This is a genomic window from Thermoleptolyngbya sp. C42_A2020_037, from assembly GCF_015272455.1.
Lineage (GTDB): Bacteria > Cyanobacteriota > Cyanobacteriia > Elainellales > Elainellaceae > Thermoleptolyngbya.
The window spans coordinates 15,484-33,802 of sequence record NZ_JACYLP010000041.1 but is presented as its reverse complement, the minus strand read 5'-3'; the positions used below and the strand labels follow the sequence as shown (position 1 = coordinate 33,802).

General features: G+C 56.5%; 18 protein-coding genes. 8 read left to right on the top strand and 10 right to left on the bottom strand.

Features of this window, described 5'->3' with window-relative positions:
• Positions 1 to 175: 175 nt before the first annotated feature.
• The 3 genes from IGS16_RS13280 to IGS16_RS13270 all read right to left on the bottom strand — a co-directional run bounded on the left by IGS16_RS13280 (position 176) and on the right by IGS16_RS13270 (position 3,078).
• Entirely contained in the window at positions 176 to 1,342 is a 1,167-nt protein-coding gene (locus IGS16_RS13280) for an NDP-sugar synthase (RefSeq protein WP_297086134.1), read from the bottom strand.
• Positions 1,343 to 1,697: 355 nt separating this feature from the next.
• The gene (locus IGS16_RS13275; protein ID WP_297086132.1) at positions 1,698 to 2,543 is read right to left on the bottom strand and encodes a segregation/condensation protein A; all 846 of its coding nucleotides are present in this window, start codon (positions 2,541 to 2,543) and stop codon (positions 1,698 to 1,700) included.
• A 169-nt stretch (positions 2,544 to 2,712) separates the two neighbouring features.
• Positions 2,713 to 3,078 (bottom strand): lipopolysaccharide assembly protein LapA domain-containing protein, encoded by a 366-nt coding sequence (locus IGS16_RS13270; RefSeq protein WP_172353785.1) that lies wholly within the window; start codon positions 3,076 to 3,078, stop codon positions 2,713 to 2,715.
• Positions 3,079 to 4,354: 1,276 nt separating this feature from the next.
• Between IGS16_RS13270 and IGS16_RS13265 the strand changes: the two genes are divergently transcribed.
• Positions 4,355 to 4,999 carry a sugar transferase gene (locus tag IGS16_RS13265; RefSeq protein WP_297086130.1) on the top strand — a complete coding sequence of 215 codons (645 nt, stop codon included), beginning with the start codon at positions 4,355 to 4,357 and terminating at the stop codon, positions 4,997 to 4,999.
• 240 nt (positions 5,000 to 5,239) lie between these two features.
• Here the strand turns inward: IGS16_RS13265 and IGS16_RS13260 are convergent, their stop codons facing one another.
• Entirely contained in the window at positions 5,240 to 5,536 is a 297-nt protein-coding gene (locus IGS16_RS13260) for a hypothetical protein (protein ID WP_297086127.1), read from the bottom strand.
• A gap of 47 nt (positions 5,537 to 5,583) precedes the next feature.
• On the bottom strand, positions 5,584 to 6,948 hold the full coding sequence (locus tag IGS16_RS13255) for an FAD-binding oxidoreductase (RefSeq protein ID WP_297086125.1): 1,365 nt from the start codon (positions 6,946 to 6,948) through the stop codon (positions 5,584 to 5,586).
• A 287-nt stretch (positions 6,949 to 7,235) separates the two neighbouring features.
• Here IGS16_RS13255 and IGS16_RS13250 point away from each other — a divergent pair, with 287 nt between their 5' ends.
• The 4 genes from IGS16_RS13250 (at position 7,236) to IGS16_RS13235 (ending at position 11,244) form a co-directional block, all read left to right on the top strand.
• Entirely contained in the window at positions 7,236 to 8,711 is a 1,476-nt protein-coding gene (locus tag IGS16_RS13250) for a DUF2157 domain-containing protein (RefSeq protein ID WP_297086123.1), read from the top strand.
• Positions 8,712 to 8,839: 128 nt separating this feature from the next.
• On the top strand, positions 8,840 to 9,547 hold the full coding sequence (locus IGS16_RS13245; protein WP_297086122.1) for a GDYXXLXY domain-containing protein: 708 nt from the start codon (positions 8,840 to 8,842) through the stop codon (positions 9,545 to 9,547).
• A gap of 229 nt (positions 9,548 to 9,776) precedes the next feature.
• Positions 9,777 to 10,412 carry a metalloregulator ArsR/SmtB family transcription factor gene (locus IGS16_RS13240; RefSeq protein ID WP_297086120.1) on the top strand — a complete coding sequence of 212 codons (636 nt, stop codon included), beginning with the start codon at positions 9,777 to 9,779 and terminating at the stop codon, positions 10,410 to 10,412.
• 166 nt (positions 10,413 to 10,578) lie between these two features.
• The gene (locus IGS16_RS13235) at positions 10,579 to 11,244 is read left to right on the top strand and encodes a YgcG family protein (RefSeq protein WP_367185793.1); all 666 of its coding nucleotides are present in this window, start codon (positions 10,579 to 10,581) and stop codon (positions 11,242 to 11,244) included.
• Between the two features lie 104 nt (positions 11,245 to 11,348).
• On the opposite strand, the gene sbcD is transcribed toward IGS16_RS13235, so the two are convergent.
• On the bottom strand, positions 11,349 to 12,668 hold the full coding sequence (gene sbcD, locus IGS16_RS13230) for an exonuclease subunit SbcD (RefSeq protein ID WP_297086117.1): 1,320 nt from the start codon (positions 12,666 to 12,668) through the stop codon (positions 11,349 to 11,351).
• Between the two features lie 217 nt (positions 12,669 to 12,885).
• Between sbcD and IGS16_RS13225 the strand changes: the two genes are divergently transcribed.
• Together IGS16_RS13225 and IGS16_RS13220 are read left to right on the top strand one after the other, a co-directional pair.
• Positions 12,886 to 13,497, top strand: coding sequence for a DUF3318 domain-containing protein (locus tag IGS16_RS13225; RefSeq protein ID WP_297086116.1), 612 nt, complete (start codon positions 12,886 to 12,888; stop codon positions 13,495 to 13,497).
• On the top strand, positions 13,494 to 13,796 hold the full coding sequence (locus tag IGS16_RS13220) for a serine protease (RefSeq protein WP_297086114.1): 303 nt from the start codon (positions 13,494 to 13,496) through the stop codon (positions 13,794 to 13,796). Before IGS16_RS13225 ends, IGS16_RS13220 begins: the two co-directional genes overlap by 4 nt.
• Here the strand turns inward: IGS16_RS13220 and IGS16_RS13215 are convergent.
• Complete coding sequence (locus IGS16_RS13215; protein ID WP_297086112.1) at positions 13,726 to 14,943, bottom strand: chromate transporter; 1,218 nt, start codon at positions 14,941 to 14,943, stop codon at positions 13,726 to 13,728. The genes IGS16_RS13220 and IGS16_RS13215 overlap by 71 nt on opposite strands.
• A 271-nt stretch (positions 14,944 to 15,214) precedes the next feature.
• Here IGS16_RS13215 and IGS16_RS13210 point away from each other — a divergent pair, with 271 nt between their 5' ends.
• The gene (locus tag IGS16_RS13210) at positions 15,215 to 16,510 is read left to right on the top strand and encodes a carbamoylphosphate synthase large subunit (RefSeq protein ID WP_297086111.1); all 1,296 of its coding nucleotides are present in this window, start codon (positions 15,215 to 15,217) and stop codon (positions 16,508 to 16,510) included.
• A 122-nt stretch (positions 16,511 to 16,632) separates the two neighbouring features.
• On the opposite strand, the gene IGS16_RS13205 is transcribed toward IGS16_RS13210, so the two are convergent.
• The 3 genes from IGS16_RS13205 to IGS16_RS13195 all read right to left on the bottom strand — a co-directional run bounded on the left by IGS16_RS13205 (position 16,633) and on the right by IGS16_RS13195 (position 18,255).
• Positions 16,633 to 16,887, bottom strand: coding sequence for a gas vesicle protein GvpG (locus IGS16_RS13205; protein ID WP_297086109.1), 255 nt, complete (start codon positions 16,885 to 16,887; stop codon positions 16,633 to 16,635).
• Between the two features lie 41 nt (positions 16,888 to 16,928).
• Entirely contained in the window at positions 16,929 to 17,675 is a 747-nt protein-coding gene (locus IGS16_RS13200; RefSeq protein WP_297086107.1) for a GvpL/GvpF family gas vesicle protein, read from the bottom strand.
• Between the two features lie 157 nt (positions 17,676 to 17,832).
• Positions 17,833 to 18,255, bottom strand: coding sequence for a gas vesicle protein K (locus IGS16_RS13195; RefSeq protein ID WP_297086230.1), 423 nt, complete (start codon positions 18,253 to 18,255; stop codon positions 17,833 to 17,835).
• Positions 18,256 to 18,319 lie beyond the last annotated feature (64 nt).

The following is an 18,319-nucleotide window of genomic DNA, read 5'->3' as shown; positions in this document are numbered from 1 at the left end:
GTTAAGACTTTTGGATCTCTATCCTAACGTTATTGGGAGTGTATACAAAAAGCGGAACGCTCCGAGGTGGAACGTCCCGCCTGATGAAAATGCTTGAGAAAAGGACGACAAGATCGCTGAGCGATCGCCCTTTTGGGTTGTATAGGAAGCGCGATCGCCCCTCAAGTCTACTAGCCTATCGAGTCTCAGCGCTCAGCAGTTCCGTAATCGCCTGATGCTCGATCGGCGTTTCGGCAGGAATGTCGCCCCGTGTGTCGGCGATTAGCCAGTCGAGCGCGGCCGCCTGCACGTCGATGGATGCGCCCGTCTTGTCTACGCAATAGCGACCAAACACGAGCTTATCGACCAGGCGCACGCCCGGGCCGAGGCGCGAGTATTCAAAAATCACGCTGTTATCAACCGTTGCGCCGCTGCAAATGTGGCAGTTGGGGCCAATCATCGACGGACCGACAATGCGTGCGCCGTCCTCGATCTTGGTCATGCCGCCAATGTATACCGGGCCCTGAATGTCTACCTTGTCCCAGTTCACGGCGACATTGATGCCCGTGTAGATGCCGGGGCGCACTTCTCGGCCGGGAATTTCGACATTCTTGACTTCGCCCCTCAAAACGCTGCGAATGGCGTGCCAATAGTCAGGCACTTTGCCAATATCCACCCACTCAAAATCCATTGAAATGCCGTAGAAGGGTGCCCCTTTCTCCACTAGCTTGGGGAACAGGTCGCCGCCAATATCAAACTCTACACCAGAGGGAATGTAGTCAAAAATTTCTGGCTCAAAGATATAAATCCCGGTGTTGATCGTCGTGCTAAGGGCTTCTTCGACCGGGGGCTTTTCCTGGAACGCCTGGATGCGGCCCGACTCGTCCGTCACCACGACCCCATAGCTCGACACCTCTTCGCGGGGCACATCTTTCATGATAATGGTGGCGATCGCCCCCTTTTCTCGATGCCAGCGCACCGCCTCGGTCAAATTCAGGTCGATCAGCGCATCACCACACAGCACCACGAACGTATCGTCAAAAAACGGCGCAAAGTCCTGAATCTTCCGCATTCCGCCCGCAGAACCGATAGCCTGACCTTCGAGTTGACCATCCACAATCCGCCCTTCAAAGGAATAGGCAATTTGCACGCCAAAGCGCTGTCCATCGCGGAAATAGCTCTCGATTTCGTAAGCCAGGTGACTCACGTTTACCATGATTTCATCGAAGCCGTGCTGCCGCAGCAGCTCTAGCAGGAACTCCATCACGGGCTTTTGCAGAATGGGAATCATCGGTTTGGGAATCGTGTAGGTGATGGGACGCACACGAGTTCCCTTACCAGCAGCGAGGATCATGGCTTTCATAGCGTTTGCTCTAACCTTTGGGGCAATTTGCTTGGGTTGGTGTGGAGTAATTTACTACAGACAAAAGAAAGTTAACTCTACGTAATCTAAACTTAGTGTTCTCCAATTTAGGAAGACCGTCCAAGAATTGGCTGTGGAATTCACAGAATCTTTGCCAGCAAAACAGGTTGGAAGAAACTCTAATTAAGCCTTGAGTATCCCTTCACAGAAACCGGTTCTAGCCGCGCTCATCCTGAAATGACTCCTCCTGAGACTATGCGTGGTCCAAACCAATTTCTAAACCCACTAGACCAATTCAGAAATTGATTCAGTCGCGACGGGACGAAACCCCTTCCATACCCTAGCCTCCCTCTATCTAATCCAGCAAGTTGGACACAGCAGAGTTTTCCAGGGAATCCGTCTCAGATCCCGCCAGACTCCGCACCCGCAAATCCTGATAGAACTCTTCCTGGAGCAGTTCTACCTTAGATTGGGCAGAGAGATAAAGGAGCGCCCAAAACACCCCCACGCGATCGCCTTGAGGCGTTGCATGGTGTCCCTCTTGTCGGGTTTCTGCTGCTGCGTCCGACGCGACCCACAGTTCTAGCAACTGCTCAAACTCCATCCACTCATCACCCTGGCTCATCGCGTCCCAATGCTCTTGCAAAAACTGCTCCAGCGCAGCAGCAATTTCAGACAGGTTTTCCTGGTGAGCCAGTTGGGTAATGACGCGCACCGCCTGACTGCGCGACTGAGGACGGGGACGACGAACGCGCTGTCGAGGTCGGGGATCGGACACTGCCGCCGCCATCATCTCTAGCTGAGAAATGAGTTCTTGCAGCGTCACCTGGCGACTCTGCATCGGTCGGGCCACCGCTCTCCGCCGCAACCGCCGCTCTAGGCTGAGGGGCAAGGGCGCACCCGCAGTCCCGTCAGATTCTTCCAGAAACTCGTCTTCTAACGGCGCTTCGTCTTGAGTGGTGCGGGCTAGCGTATCGGCCTTGAGCAGCACCAGCATAGAAGCATAGAGAAATGCCTGACCCGACTCGGACAAGTCAGCCTCATAGGGGGCACGGCCGGCTTCCACCGCTTGCAAGGGCTTAAGCTGGCTGAGAAATCGATCAATAACGTCGATAACCTTGACATCCCAGGGGTCAATTTCGCCCCGTTCAGACAGGTCGATCAGCAGGGCGATCGCATTTTGCGCTAGCGAAAGAGCCATTTGCCAGGCAGCCCCAGTTTCCCTAAGGACTAATCTCTATTGGGTACTAATGTAGACGAAATAACCAGCCATCAACCCAATCAGACCCAGCAATAATAGCGGTACCCACAGACTGGCAATGTTGACCATGCGATTGACCCTGCGGCTATTCCTGCGCCAGCGAGGACACCTACTTGGCAAAGACCTCGGTCACTTCCACGTCTTGAGGGGCAGGCTGCGAAGCAGGCAGCAGGCGCTGCTGTTCTTCCAACTCCACCTTATAGCGCTGGATGTCCTGTTCCAATTCCTGAATCCGCACATCTCGCTGCCGCAACTCGCGCCCGGACTCCAGCAAATTTTGAATTTGATTCCACACGCTAAAGACCCAGGCCAAGACTGCGCCAATGCCCATTGCCAGCAAAAGCTCGATCGACAGCGGAGCCTGAAGATCTAGCCCCTCCACCACATGAATGACCGCAGGCTCAGTATTTTCGATGCCAAACAGCACTAGGGCCAGACAAATCACAAAGATGACGACAAAGTTGATTTGGCGCATGGATGTTGTCCCTCAATCTTTCACTCACACAGCAGACACCCAACAATCTTACAAACTTTCTTGCGACAGATGGAGTTCGGAGCCTGGTTGATCTGTCCTGCCAGAGGTCACCTGTTGTCTGGGATACCCATCCTAAAGGACTTTTAGAGCAAGGCTTCGAGCAAGAGTTTGATTACAGGTTGCCAGCAAACGGGGCTGTGTCTGCGAACGCCTTGAGGTTTATCAGGCAAACGAATACCAGGTCGCCTAGGCACTGAATCCTGCTGGCGCTTGAGGGCGCTGTCAATCTATACCTGCTTTGGCGATCGCCCCTATTGTCAGATTGGACTAAAGCTCATTGGGCTAAAGCTCATCGGTCGCAGAACGAGGGTAGAAACAACAAGAACAATTCTCAGAATTTCTACCGAGAAAAGGAGAACTTAAAGTGTAAAAAAATCAGCTGCTCTCCGGATAGCAGCATCATCTTATGAATACTGAGATAGCGTGTTTAGATATCACTTATCCACGCAAGGGTGTACCGATCGAGGATCTACGAGAAGCGCTACAGACAGCCACTTAATGACATGCTGGTCTTTTTTTCCCTAAACCGCCTGGGTCAGTGTTAGCGAGTCAAGCCTCTCTCTTTATCGATATAGACTGGCAGACCTGCATCAGCATTGACTGGGCGATCGCGCTGATCAGAGCCGCCCTTTCAATTATTCTTTAACCTGCTACAGCGTTTTTGAAGCTAGTGAGGCACACGGATGGTCAATAAGCCCTTGCCTCGTGAGGGCAGCATGTGCCTCACCCCGCAAGAAAATGCTGTATTTCAAGACCACAAAATGCCCCAGGAGATAGCTTCAGAAAATCCACGGTTGTCCTGATCGAATCACTGAGAACAGGAATATTCTCCTCAGTATTAAGGAGTTTGTGCGAGTAGCAAGAAAAAGTCACATCTGTTCAGTATTTACTGAGCAAACCCTGAAACAAACGGCATTTCGGGGACTGTTTCGTATGCCAAAACGTGCCGATCTTTGTGAGCAGAACCTGATACGTTGCTTCCCTACCGGAACTTTAAAGAAGTCTCGAACAAATTAAAGCTTCGGGCAACCTTGGCATACGGTTCTATCCAGGCTTGGGGGCGACTTCATAGCATAGGTATCAGGAGCTAGCCAGAACTGGTGAATTCTCAAATCATTCTCCTCATCCCAGTCCACTCACCGTGAAGGAGCGCAAGCAAACCGTGATAGTCACCTCCAGCCAACCTTCTTCCGTCATGAACTACTCCTCAAGACTAATGCAAATCGCTGAGCGACGAGCCGAATTGAAGGAAGTGCATCCCTCGGTGACCAGTAAGGCAAAGCGCTTGATTGATGTTCTGGGCGCGCTGGTGGGGCTGGCGATTACAGGCGCAATCCTGATTCCAGTGGCGATCGCCATCTGGGTAGATGACCCCGGGCCCATCTTCTACAGCCAAATCCGCTGCGGACTTAACGGTCAGTTTTTCCGCATCTGGAAGTTCCGCTCAATGGTCGTCGATGCCGATAAGGTCAAGCACCTGGTTAAAAACGAAGCTCAAGGACTTATTTTTAAGAACGAAAAAGACCCCAGAATCACTCGCGTCGGACGGTTTCTCCGCCGAACCAGCCTCGACGAACTGCCCCAGTTTTGGAATGTCCTGATGGGACAGATGAGCCTGGTAGGGACTCGTCCCCCCACCCAGGATGAAGTGTCGAAGTACAGCCCCCACCACTTCCAGCGCCTCGCCGTGAAGCCTGGAATCACGGGAGAATGGCAAGCAAACGGGCGCTCCACGGTCAAAGACTTTGAAGAAATCGTCAAAATGGATCTGGCTTATCAAAAGAAGTGGTCTGTTGGCTACGACCTCCAGCTCATTCTCAAGACGATTCAAGCTGTGCTGAACAAGAGTGGCGCTTGCTAAGCAGCCCTTCTGCATACCCATACCAGATAAGACTTACGCAGTTGGACAATTTCGCGGGGGCGCAGCCCGCGAGAAATTGTCCAGAATCTAGAAAGCTGATCGCAAGTGCCTAGGTTCTGCCAGATACTCATAACCAAATGCTCATACGGAACTAGCGTCTCCTGAAGTCGCGGGCTATTCTGCAACTCCAGGGGACGTTCTACTGTGAAGAGTAGGCTGGGGAGGAATCTTTCAGAACTTTCAGTAATAGACCGAGCCATCTTGTCGCTTGAAAAAGCGATAGGACGGCTTAATTCCAAATCCCGTCGGTAGCTTGCTTTTCGCGTCTATACAAACGCACAGGTCTTGATTTGGGAGGCGATCGCAGCGATCAATTTGAAATATCACTGATACTGCTTCGACCTGTCGCTCGATCAGGGGTTGATCTTCGGCATCCCGGTCGAGTTGCTCATAAGACCATTGCTCCACCTCAGCGCCAACGCGATCGATTTCCGCTCGCAGCAGCCTCCAGTGCAATCGGTAGCGATCCAAAAACATCAGGTTTTAGTCAAAGAAAGCTCAAAAAGACGGCTCAAAAAGACGGCTCAAACTGAACCGCGCTCTAGCCAGGCCCGCATCTTGCCTGGATTTAGCAGCCCGTAGGGGTCTATCTCTTCCTTAAACGCAAGCTGTACCGGGTCAATGGTTTTGCGGCCGCCGTCCTCCAGAATGTAGGTGTGGGGATTGGCGATAAACGCGCCCTGCTCTTCGTGATACTGGATGATCTCCCTCAGCCGCTCTGGGGTAGAGTAGCGTACCAACTGGAGCGCTGCCGGAACTGCCGTGCCGCCCGTCCGCAGAAACTCGAGGTGCATCATCACCTCGTCGCCAAAATGGCGATACATATGCTCAACGAGCGTGAGCTGTTTGTCAGCCGGAAACAGCGTTTGCAAGTAGGTCAGAGTTGGGTCAACGCTGCGGGCATGGAGCGTCGTGTGGTTCCAGGTGAATTCCATCAGCAGCGTGCCCTTGCTGGCCTCCTGGGCAGATTTTTGATAACACACTGCGCCGCCAAACTCCTTTACTAAATCGGCAAACGGCTCCATGCTGGGTTCTGCTACCATTACAAAGGCGCAGTGCTTGCCGTCGGGAATACTGTTTCGCAGGGCGGCGAAGTAGGTCGGGACTGGATGGGCAAAGACGGTGACGAGCTTTTTGGTGATGCCGTCGGAGTCGCTGAGCGCCTGACCAAAGCGAGCAGCGGTCATAAAGTCGTCAAAGGTAATGATTAGCTCGGCCCAGGGATAGGCGGGGGCTAGAGGAATTTCGAGTTCGGTGATGATGCCATTGGTGCCGTAGGCATGGTTCACCTTTTGCACCTCATCCCCCCGCAGTTCGATGATGCGGGGCGTGTCTTCCATCGTGACGACGCGCACGGCGTGGAGATTGCCGCGATCGCGCAATTGTCCATAGGTAACCGAGCCAATGCCGCCGCTGCCGCCGCCAATAAAGCCGCCAATCGTCGCCGTGCGGTAGGTGGAGGGAGCCATACGAATCTCCCAGCCCAGTTCTCGCGTTTGCTTGTCGATATTGACCAGCTTTGCGCCCGGCTCCACGCAGGCTAGCCCTGGCTTGACCCATTTCACGGCCTGCATCCGGGTCAGATCCAGAATGACACCGCCTTCCAGTGGCACACATTGACCATAGTTGCCTGTGCCAGCGCCGCGCACGGTCAGCGGAATGCGATGCCGAACGCAGACCTGTGCCACTTGCAACACCTCTGCTTCGCTGACGGGTCGCACCACCAGATCCGCCACTTTGTCGTCCAGCAGCGGCCGCAGGATTGGACTATAGGTGTAGTAGTCCTTTGACAGCTTGGCGACTTGCGCGGCATCGCGAATCACCTCTATCCCCGCCAGTTCTGCGGCAATGGCATCCCAATCGATGGTGCGCGGTGCGGTCAGCGTCATTCAAAATCCTCCTTAGATTTGCCCACTTAGATTTACCCAGTGGGGCGATCGCCCGATTAATTAAAAAATCTTTACTTACTGTGGTCTTAATTTAGCCAGATTGCAACCTGCGGTTGGGTGAAGTGGGCTACGAATTTGTGCTGATTAGTTTGTGCTGATTAGAGAATGGCGCTCTCTTTCAGTACGCTTTAGGTTCTGGCATAGCGGTCTAGACCTTTCCGGGGGATTTATGCGACACCGATGGTATGAATGCAAACGTTGCATCAACCCACAGCAGGATAATTCCTATGGCAAGCGAACAATTTCGGCGGCAACTCCGGCGCGAAGCCGAGCAGTGGCGGATTGACGGGCTAATTGAGCCGGGCCAGTATGAGCAACTGGCCGCACAGTATGACTTTGATGCGCTGGAGACGGGCGCACGCGATCGCTTCGTGGTCATTTTGCTGGGGCTGGGCTGCATTTTGCTGGGGCTGGGGGTGATTACCTTCGTCGCGGCAAACTGGCAGGCGATTCCCCACATGGGCAAAATGGTGCTGTTGTTTAGCCTGTTCGTTGCCGCCAATGCAGCGGGCTTTTACCTGTGGCGGCGACCCAAACTACACGGACGCGAACGCTGGCAGCACCGCTTGGGACACGGACTGCTGCTGCTGGGGGCGCTGGTGCTGGGGGCAAACCTGGCGCTGGCGGGGCAGTTGTTTCACCGCAGCGGCGCGTTTTATGAACTGTGCCTGGTGTGGGGATTGGGCGTGCTGGCGATGGCATTTGGGCTGCGGCTGCGATCGCTCGCGCTGCTATCCATTTTGCTGATGGGCGTGGGCTATTGGTCGGGGATGTGGGAAGCCACCCAAATGCAGGCCCTGGGGGGCTTAAATGGACTGATGAGCCTGATGCCGCTGGTGGCGGGGGGACTGTTTACGCTGCTGGCTTATCAGTGTCGCTCGAAGGTGATTTTTGCGCTGGGGGCGATCGCCACCGTTTCGGCGCTGCTCGTCACCCTGAGCGATGTGGGGAACCAGTTTAGTGGTCCTGCTGCTCCTGGCTTTTTGGTGGCGATCGCCTGCACCCTGCCCCCAGCCCTGCTATGGAGCTATGACGACGCGCTATGGTGGCGGCTGAGAAACGCGCCGCTGCCGTTAACTCGTCCATTTCGTCCCGTTGCCCAGGCGATCGCCCTGATTTTCCTGACGGCAACCTGCTATGGATTTTCGTTTCGCAGCATTTGGACTCCCATTTCCGACCAGCCCAGCTTTTCCCAGCAAGTTCGGATTTTGCTCAGCCACAGCGGCGATTTGCTGCTCAACCCCAACCTGTTTGTCTACACTGCGCTGATGCTCATCGGCTGGTTTTACCTGGCCTATCCCCGCCACCGGGGGCAACGCTGGGGACTCTCGCAGCACGACGCAGTGATGCTGGTGTTCTTGCTGACGGTGGGGCTGATTCCGCTCTGGCACTGGGGCGTTGCGCCCATTCAGGCGATCGCCACCTATTTGTTTAACGTGCTGCTGTTCCTGCTGTCGGCGGCGTTCATCCGACAGGGACTCGCCCAGGGCAGCCGCAGCCTGTTTTGGTACGGCATGGTGATGCTGGTCCTGCAAATCATCAGCCGCATGTTGGAATACGAAACCGGACTGCTGCTGAAGTCCGCTGTCTTTGCCCTTTGCGGTCTGGCAGTGCTATTCGTCGGCCTCTGGTTCGAGCGCCACGTCCGCACCCTCGCCCCCGCCGCCACGCTCACCCCCGCCTCTCAGGAAGAAACGGTTTAGCAGGGTTTAGGTGTGCCTCTTGCTTCAAATCCAGCCAGGGCAGGATTCGTGCAGCAGTTGCTTGATTTCGTTGCCTGATTTCGCTGCCTGATTTCGATATTCTCTAGCTTTTCCTTATCGAGCGTCCTATGAATTCCGAATCTCGTCCCTCCAACCGTCACCCCCTCGTCCCCGCTCCCCCGAGCGCACCCACTCCGCAGCATCCCCTCCCGCCCGCTCCCCCGCCCCCCCTCGCGCCTGCCCCGTCTGCCCGCTGGCGCTTCTGGCTGCCCCTGGCGATTCAGGCAGCGCTGATTTTGGTGATTCCCCTGCAAGCCACCTATACCCAGGCAACGGGACAGACCGTAATTTTGCAGACGGGCCCCGTTGACCCCTATCATCCCCTGCGCGGCTATTATGTGACGCTGGGCTACGACATTTCCCAGCCAGGTGAACTGGAGAAACTGCCAGGCTGGAAGGCATTTGAAGCAGAAGCGCAGCAGCGGCGATCGCGCTTTGCGGCTCGGACAATCTACGTCATTCTGGAAGCGTCGGAAGACGCAGATAGCCAGCCGCCCAAACCCTGGAAGCCGGTTGCCGTGTCGGGCGATCGCCCCCGCAACCTGCCCGCCAATCAGGTCGCCCTGAAGGGCATCTATCGCAACGGCTGGGTGAACTATGGGCTAGAGCGATACTACATGCCCGAAGCCGAGCGACTCGACATCAACAACCGCATCGCCGAACTGCAACAGGCCAATCCACAATCGCCCAACTTTGTCATGGAAGCCAAAGTCGGAGCCAATGGCGAAGCCGTGCTGACCCGAATGTGGCTCGCTGACCAGCCCTATCAGTTTTGAGGACGGTCAAGGCTTTTAGCAATTGCGCCTGGGTAAAAACGCCGTAACAACTGTCGCCAGCCCAAAAATTCCCAAAATTGAGGACAAGCGCCCTCCGCACACGGCACACTGAAGTATGGGGTTTGCCTTTGCCTATTGCGCTCACCCAGCATTAGGGGCAATCCAAGATCGAAAAGCGAAAAGCGAAAAGCGAAAAGCAAAAATCCAAAATCGAAAATCCACCCCCTCAATGGAGGACACCAAGCCCAGAGCCAAAGATCAGATCCTGCACCTGCTGAAAATGCGGGGGGCACAGACGGCGGCGGCCCTGGCAGAGCAGCTTGAGATTTCGCCGATGGCAGTGCGGCAGCATCTCCAAACGCTGAAGGCAGAGCAGTGGGTGACCTATCGCCAGGAGCGCCGCCCCACGGGTCGCCCGGTGAAGCTGTGGCAGTTGACTGAGCATTCCGTCAGCCGATTCCCTGATAGCCACGCTGACCTGATGCTGGACGTGTTGCGGGGGGTGGAGACGGTGTTTGGGGCGGAAGGGCTAGAGCGGGTGATTTCGGAACGCAGCCGCCGCCAAGTTCAGACCTATCGGGCGCAACTGGCTGGGGTGGAGTCCTGGCAGGCGCAGGTGAGGGCGATCGCCCACTTCCGCAGCCAGGAAGGATACATGGCCGAGGTTTTGGAACAACCCGACGGGCTATTGCTGGTGGAAAACCACTGCCCCATCTGTGCCGCCGCCCAGACCTGTCCGGGGCTTTGCACCGCTGAGCTGGAGGTTTTTCGTTCTGTTTTGGGAACGGGCTTGGTGGTCGAACGGGTGGAGCATCTGATGCAGGGCGATCGCCGCTGTGCTTACCGCATCCAGCCAGTCCATTAAACCCACTAAACTTTTTCCAGACTTGCCTACCACTCCATCTCTCCCCGCGCCCTCCAACCTGGTGTATTTTTGTAATGAGGGTTGGGAATTTTCAGAAATGACACATTTCTTTAAGCAAACAGATCGGAAACGAGTGGGTCAACTGTTGCGATCGCTCCATAGCCGGATGGGTGCGATCGCCCTAGCCTTGGGAGTCTTGCTGTGGCTGGGCGGCGCGGCCCCTGCCCTAGCAACTGGCGTATACGAGATGCCCGCCGTCAGCCCGACGGAGTGGGTGGTGGACGAGGGCGACGTGCTGAGCCGTCTGAATGAAAGCAACATCAACGGCAAGCTGAGCAGCTTATCCAAGAAGACGGGCAACGACGTGCGCTTGGTGACGATTCATCGATTGGACTATGGCGAAACCGTCCAAAGCTTTACTGACCAGTTGTTTGAGCAGTGGTTTCCCGAACCAGCCGATCAGGCCAATGAGGTGCTGCTGGTGCTGGATACAGTGACGAACAACGCCGCCATTCGCGTGGGCGAAGCTGCAAAGGAACTGCTGAGCGATGATATTGCCACTAGCGTTGTGGATGAAACGCTGGCTGTGCCTCTACGTCAGGGCGATCGCTACAACCAGGCATTTCTCGACGTGACCACGCGCCTGTCGGAAGTGCTGGCGGGCAATCCTGACCCCGGTCCGCCCGTCGTGGTCGAAGTCGATCAAAGCGAGGGCACTTTTGCCACGCCTGAAGAGACGGCTGAAAGCAATGCCACTGTCTGGGTGATTGGGCTACTCTTTGCCGCGACGGTGATTCCAATGGCGACTTATTACTGGTATCAGATGCGATAGTCGCAGCAGGCTGACAATTAAGCCTAATCATTTGAGAAGCAATTTGGGAAGCGTGGGACAAGATTCCATGCTTCTTTGCTTTGTCCTTATTTGTCTAATTTTGGTCAGAGCAGGCGCAACTGGGCGTTTGCAGGCTCTTCCAAGGCGGCGGCAGGGGCATCGGTTGAATCGATTTCTGGCAGCGCGTCACTGAGCGTGAGATCCTCAGGACAGTCCCCTGCCAGCAAGTTTTTTGCAGCAGCCAGCATGTCGTCTGCCAGCCCGCTCAGGTGGGGGTGATGCTCCAGGTAAGTTTTCAGGGCTTCAATCGGGTCTAGCTCGTTGCCTGCACCCAACTCTGGCAGGCGCGGTCGGGCAAGCTGGCTCTGCACTTCGGGATAGATGCTGTAGCTATGGGCGGATTTCAGAACTTCGTGCAGAGCGGCCTGATCGATTTCCTCAGATTGCTCTGGCAGGATTTTGTAGACCAGGCGCACCACCGCGTCGGCCATCAGGGTTTGCTGGAGATGGCTTAGGAGCGTTGCCTGTGGGTCTGCTGCATCCGTCAGATCCACGCTGAGGGTCTGAAAGGGGCGCACGGGCAGCGGGCAAAATTCCACCACTGCTTTGCCGCGCTCTAGGGACACCAGCACATAGCCCTTGTCTTCGGCTTCTTCGCTAAAGTCTACCCGCTCGATGCTGCCTGGATAGACCACGGGCGGCTGGTCGCAGAGAATCTGGTGGCGATGAACGTGACCCAGCGCCACGTAGTCAAAGCAGGGACGGGTCAGCAGCGCCATCGGCACGGTGAACCCCTTGCTGGCGGCGAGGAAGCGCTCTGCGCCAAAGCGGGCGGTGTCGGTCATCAGGTGCGCCAGCAGGACGGTGGGCAAATCTGGGTCGAGCCGCCGAATTTCGCCCTCCAGCGCCACCCGCAGCCGCTCCATCAGCATGTTGTCCACATCGGCTAGAGACAGCCCTTCGGTATCGGGACGGCTGAGCAAGGTGGAGCGCGTCAGCCAGGGCAAGGTGATCACCTGCACGTCGCCGCTGCGAGTAGTGATGCGATGGGTTTCCAGGCGATCGCCCACGACAAACCCTGGTACGCCCAGCGTCCGATAAATGCACAAACTCGCGCCGCCCTGTCCCTGCGTGTGCTGGTCGTGGTTGCCCACCAGCAGGACGGTGGGAATCTGCGCGTCTACCAAACGGCGAAACTGCTGAGCAAAGACTTCCTGCACCTTGGGCGGCGGCGTGGCATCGGGAAAGGCATCCCCACCAAACAGCACCAGATCAACGGATTCGGCGATCGCCCGATCGATACACCGCTCCAGCGATCGCCCAAAGTCCTCCAGCCGCGTGTTTGCGCCCGTCTCTGGGTTCACGCGCCCGTGCAACAGTCCACTGCCGAGATGAATATCCGACAGGTGCAGCAGTCGAATCATGGCGATCGCCCCATGCGTTTCAGTACAAGTGTTTAGAGCATCTATACTATATCAGGGCTTGCCGATTTTAGATTTTAGATCGGGGATTTTGGATTGGCGATTTTGGGGCGCTCTAGCCGTCTTCATCTGGTGTGATCGGGTGGCATCAGCGCGGCAACCGCAAACCTGATAGGCTGGATGCCAGAGATTTGCATCGCTTGCGAAAGGCACGGTTTTCATGAACCCCGATGACGAAATTAGCCGCCTGGTTGAAATCATGCCTGCCTCTGGGCGGATGTATGTAAAGCTAATCGACCGCCCAGCACAGGCGGAGGTAATTACAGCAAACCTGCCCCTGCCCTGGCAGCAAAGCCGCCCAATTTACCTGAACTTTGACCTGTGGGAAGAATTGAGTCGTTCTCAGCGCGATTTGCTGCTGCTGCGAACCGTGGCATGGGTGAACGCGACGCGGTGGTTTCAGCCCGGTTGGCCGCAGTTGCTCCTGGCTGCGGGCACGCTGGGAACTGTGGTGGAACTGGCACAGGGCGATGCAATGGGAACCGTTGCCGCGGCGGGGCTGACGGCCTTTTCGGGCTATCGCATCTGGAAAAATAGCCGCAGCTCACAAATCGAGCTAGAAGCAGACGAGCGAGCCATTAATTTTGCCCGACAGCGGGGCTATACCGAACAAGAGGCTGCCCGCAGTCTGCTGAGCGCGATCGAGGCGGTGGCGCAGATTGAGGGACGGTTTTCGCTGGATTTTACCGAACTGCTGCGCTGTCAGAACTTGCGGGCGATCGCCGGACTCTCCAACACGCCCGTCCCCGAACGCCTGCGCGACCAGCGGTGATCGTTGTGCGGGCGATCGCCCCTCGGATTGCAGAGAAGCAGACGGCTCAACCAACCGACCCCGAATCTGCGGCTGGCACCGCCTTTGGGCAGGAGCGGTTTCTCAATGCGCTGACCAGCGGCGTGGTGAGCAAGATCAACCCCGCCGAAGTGCTGACCGATGCCCAGATTAATCCTGGCAATTCGGGCGGGCCGGTGCTTGACCAGCACGGCAACGTGATTGGGGTGGTCAGGTCAAGCTCTGAGCCAGCAGACCCACGATCGCCCCACCCAGCACCAGCCAGACCGAGTTTACCTTGAGCCGAAACACGGCAACCAGGGACAACAGCGCGAGGATGACCGTCACCCAGTCCACCACGGCGGCGCGGACCAGCGTCCAGGTGACGACGGCCATGAGTCCGAGAGAGGCTGCGTTGACCCCATCCAGAAAGCCGCTGACCCAGCGCGACTGGCGGAGCTTGGGCAAAAACGGGTTGATGATTAGCACCAGGGCAAAGGCGGGCAGAAAGATGGCGATGGTGGCGGCTACGGCTCCGGCATTGCCTGCGAGCAAGTAGCCGATAAAGGTTGCCGTGGTGAACACGGGCCCTGGCGTGACTTGACCCACAGCCACCGCATCGAGAATCTGCTGCGACGTGAGCCAGCCCGTGCGCTGCACAAACTCGCGCTCCAAAAACGCCAGCAGCACGTAGCCGCTGCCATACAGCACCGCCCCAATTTTCAAAAACAGCAGAAACACGCTGCCCCAGGTGGGGGAATTGGTGGGCGAGGCTGCCGGAGCCGCACTGGTTTGGGCTAGTAGCGATAGGGGAAACAGCAGCAGCGGTGCGCCGGGTTCGCGCTGGCCCAGGTTTTTGATCAGCATGACGGCGACGCCGCCCAGCAGCAGCAGCGCGATTTCGTTTAGCCCGGTGGCAAAGAGCGCGATGACGGCGATCGCCACTGCCCAGGTGGGCCAATCCTTTAGCGCCTTTTTCCCCAGTTTCCACAGCGCTTGCACGATAATGGCGATGACCACCGCCTTTACCCCATAGAGCAGCCACTCCACCTGGGGAATCGCCTGATAGCGGACGTAGACTGCCGCCAGTGCCCAGACGATCAGCATCGCGGGCAAGATGAAGCAGGTGCCCGCCAAAACCAGCCCGCGCCAGCCGGCCCGGTCATACCCCAGGTAAATTGCCAGTTCCGTCGAGTTTGGGCCGGGGATCAGGTTGGTGATGCCCAGAAAATCGAGCAGCTTTTCGCGGCTGAGCCAGCGGCGGCGGGTAACGATTTCGTCGTCCATCATGGCGATGTGGGCGGCGGGCCCACCAAAGGCGATCGCCCCCAGCTTCAGAAACACGCCAGCCAGTTCCCCCAGACGTTGTCGCTGGGCCGCCGGACTCAGAGTGTCGTAGGGAAGGGTTTCGTCGCTAAAGCCTTCTAAGGGCTGAGAGGGCTGAGACATGGTTTCAAAGTTTGGTGCTGTAAGTGTGGAATACGCTGGGCTTGGCGTAATTGCGTCCTTAATCTATCAACTAAATTCGATTTAACACCAGCCCAACTAGCTACATTCTGCTCAGCCTAAAGACAGATTTTGCGCTGGGTGCAGATGGTATCACGGAGTGCAATTTGAGCGCTCCTGCTCCGCTTACCATCCAGCGTAGATTACGATTTGGCAAAAGACTTTGGTAAAAGACTTTTGAAACCTCCGAACTCTATCCTGATTCAATACGGCTATGGCCTTAGATTCCGACGTTCAGACCGACCTGCAAACCAACCTGCAATACACTCAGGCGACTAGCCTTTCCGACCTGTTTGCAGCAGACACCGCCGACGCGCCCCACGCCTTCATCCTCAACTATCCGGCCACCGCAAGCTGGGCCGCCTATCCCAATACCAAAAAGTACTTTCTGCAAGACGGCAGCGACGAAGCCACCAAGGTCAGCTATGACAAAATCGTGCAGCAGGAGCCGTGGAAAAACCTGGCCGTGTTGGGCGATCGCCTCGCGGGGATTGTCATCCGCCCGCCACGCAATATTTTGATCGACTACTGGCGGGAGCATTTTGGCTTTCGCTACGAGAATCTGGAGGTGCTGCAACGGTCGGTGTATCTGGACTACCTAAGCCAGAGCGATCGCTTTGCCAAGGTACTAACGCTGTTTCCCTTCGACCACCTCGCGCCCGAAAAGCACGCCGTCCCGCCCGACACCCACTATCGCTTGCTGAGTAAGGAAACCCTGGCCGAACTGGGTGTGCCCTGCCCGCACTACGTCACCTATCACCTAGACGAAACGCCGCTAGAGGACGTGCCGCTGCCCGCCGAGTTTCCTTACCTGATCAAAACGACCCACGGACTCTCTGGCGAAGGTACGTACATCATCCAGAATCCCAGCGATCTCGACTATTGTCTGCGGGAAATTCGCAAATATCGGGAAATCAACCTGGTTCGCAGCATTGTGGTGTCGGATTTTGTAAAAAACGCCGTGCAGAACTACTGTATGCAGTTCTACGTCAGCAAGACGGGCGCGGTGGAACTGATTGGCGTGACAGGGCAGCTCGTCACGGAGGAGGGCGGCTATTTGGGCGGGCTGATTGATTATCAAAATACGCCTGTGGAACGGTTCGCGCCGCATATCCTGGCGATCGCCCGCTATGCCCACCAGCAGGGCTATTTCGGCATCATCGGCTGCGACGTGCTAGAAGATACCGACGGACAACTCCACGCCATCGATGCCAACTTTCGGGTGAATGGCTCTACGCCACTGTGCTTGCAACGGCAACCCTTGCTGAAGGAAGGAAAGGCGATTGCCAAATATTCCACCGACTACCGCATGGACGGCACGCTCGATTCGATCCTGGTGGAACTTAGACCCGAACTGGCGCGTAAGGATTTCCTGATCCTCTCCGCCCTAGAAAAAGTAAAGTACGGCAAGATCTACACCGAACTTTACGGCATCGTCGCGGGCGAAACCCTGGAGGAGATGCAGCAGATTGAGCAAACGCTCCAGTCCAAGGGGCTGATGCTGGGCTGATTTTGGATTTGCGATTTTAGATTGCCGGTTAAGCACCTGCGGGGCATCTCAAAATTTCATTCGCAGCACCCCTCAGGAGAATTGCCATTAGAGGTGTTGATCAATCGTTGATTAGTCGTTGATTAATCTTCGTCCTCTGCGTCCAGTTCCTCGTCTTCGAGCGCCTGAATCGCCAGCAGCAGCGCCTCTTCCCGCTCCTCAAACTCGTCTTCGGGCAGTTCGCCCATGTCGAAGGCGAGTTGCAGCGCCAGCAGTTCCTTTTTCAGATTTTCTTTTTCATCCAGCAGCGGCTCTGCCTGCTCCAAAATCTTGCTGGCAATCCAGTTCATGCCGTTGATGGGCGCGGTGACAGGGGCGAGGAGGAGGTCAAAGATCATAGCGGGGGTTGGGAGGGAGGTAATAAAAGATGGGTGCTATCTTACTCTGCGTCTAGCTGGGCAAAGTTGTAGGGCGCGGTGAAGTTGTTGTAGCGGATGGTGAGGCGGCCGCTGAACTGCGTGTCCAGTTGCTCGACCTGCTGCCCAAAGGCGGGTTCGGACTCCCAGGGAATCAAGTAGGCGGCGTTGTAGATCATGCCTGGAACGCTGGGCAGCAAGTCGTTTTCAACGATCTCGACGGCGTGAGGATTGAGGCTGTCGCGAAAGGTCTGGATAATCGCGTCTTTGCGGACGGTCATGGCGTGTTCGATGGATTGCCCAATGCGAACGATTTCGTCCATGCTGAGGGTTTTTCCTTCGAGGCGATCGCGCTCGGCTCTGAGCAGATCGTTTTCCTGCATCAGCGCCTCTAGCTCCGCCTCCTGGTTCCACACCAGCTTGATGCCCACCTCGCGGCGACCGTCCAGCCGCTGAAACAACTGCCGCAGCGCCTCTCCCTTGGGCACGATGAGTTGCTCCTCGACGCTGGCCCAGTCCTTAATCACCAGGCCAAACTGGAGCGGCAGCAGGGTGCGATAGCCCTTTTCCATTGCTTGCTCCAGCACGCGCTCATGGCCCAGCAGGTTTTTGCGGCTAGAGAGATAGCGCTTTTGCTGTGCCTCGGAATAAAGGAATACGAAGTCGCCAATGGCGTGGGAATCAACGGGCTGCGCGTCTAGACCTTCGAGAGTCAGCCCGATGGGGCCGGGACTGGGGAAGATGCCGTAGAGATAAAAACCGTATGCCATGATGCGTGGGGGAAACAGGGCCACTGAGAGCAAATGGGCGCAAATCGTCGGGGGTTTTGCTGACCCAACTTGCCTACTCGCTGAGAGTGCCCAGTTTGGCAGGGGCGATCGCCAATTTTGCCAAATCGCGACATAGCGTTACAGACCGCCCAAAAAACTACAGCGGCTTGGATGTAAGCACCAGGCGGAGCTTGGCATGAATCAGACTCAGTTGCGCCAGTCCCAAATCCACATCGCCTTCGATCACCACGCCGGTATTTAACAGGCGATCCAGCAGTTCCAGAATCGACGGATTGGCAGACTGTTCGCCGGGATAGTAACCGCCCGCCTTGGGCAGCAGCGTTCCCATTTCACCCAAGTCAATGTTGAGATCAGCCGGATCGATTTCAAAAATTTCACAAAGCTGCACGACCTGTTCTTCCAACTTCCGCAAGCTTTCGGCAGCGCGATCTAGATCGCCGTCGCTCAGCAGCCCCTCTTCCATGCGGCGGATTACCTGCGCCTCCATCAACTGTCGCACTAGCTCAACAACCGTCAGCAGCAGCGGAGCCAGTCCCGCGTCTGATTTGCCCGCAGGCATCAGGGAAACCTCCGCAGGCCGCGCCGCCAAATCCCCAGACGAAACATCTGATGGAGGAGAATCC